The 556-nt window shown below is 48.4% G+C and carries 1 protein-coding gene; it reads left to right on the top strand.

Annotation, left to right across the window (positions count from 1 at the left end; all coding sequences use genetic code 11):
• On the top strand, positions 1-556 hold a 556-nt coding region (locus tag ACHB7C_RS20750; RefSeq protein ID WP_395348460.1), incomplete at both ends, for a fimbria/pilus outer membrane usher protein.

A 556-nucleotide genomic window follows, 5' to 3' on the forward strand; every position in this document is an offset into this window, starting at 1 on the left:
GAGAACCGCGTGGTTTCCTTTGATGTGTCTGTGCCGCTCAGCTTATTGACGAACAGTGAAATGGCACAAACCATGAGCGCGCGTTATGGGGTCAGTGTAGATCAGCACGGTGAAACTCGTCATCAAGCAGGGTTAACTGGTAGCGCGATGAATAGTCGCTTTAGTTATGGTATCTACCAGAACTATGACAGTTACAATAACAACTACGGGGGAAGCCTGAATGGGACTTACTCCGCGAATAACGCAACATTATCAGCCGGTTACAGCTATTCAGATATGAGTCGCTCAATGAACGGTACCCTAAGTGGCGGTGTAGTTGCGCATTCAGATGGGGTCACATTGTCGCCAAACGTGGGGGATACGATTGCGATTATCACCGCAGAGGGGGCAAAAGGGGCGTCATTATCCTCTGGCGCGCAATTTGACCGTTTTGGGAATGCCATTATTCCTCAGTTATCCAGTAACACGGCTAACCAAATTGCGGTTAATGTGAACACATTACCGGATGATACGACCTTTAAAGACACCTCGATGATGGTATATCCAACGGAAGGGG

It is taken from the genome of Providencia sp. 2024EL-00732 (genome assembly GCF_044006275.1).
GTDB lineage: Bacteria > Pseudomonadota > Gammaproteobacteria > Enterobacterales > Enterobacteriaceae > Providencia > Providencia huashanensis.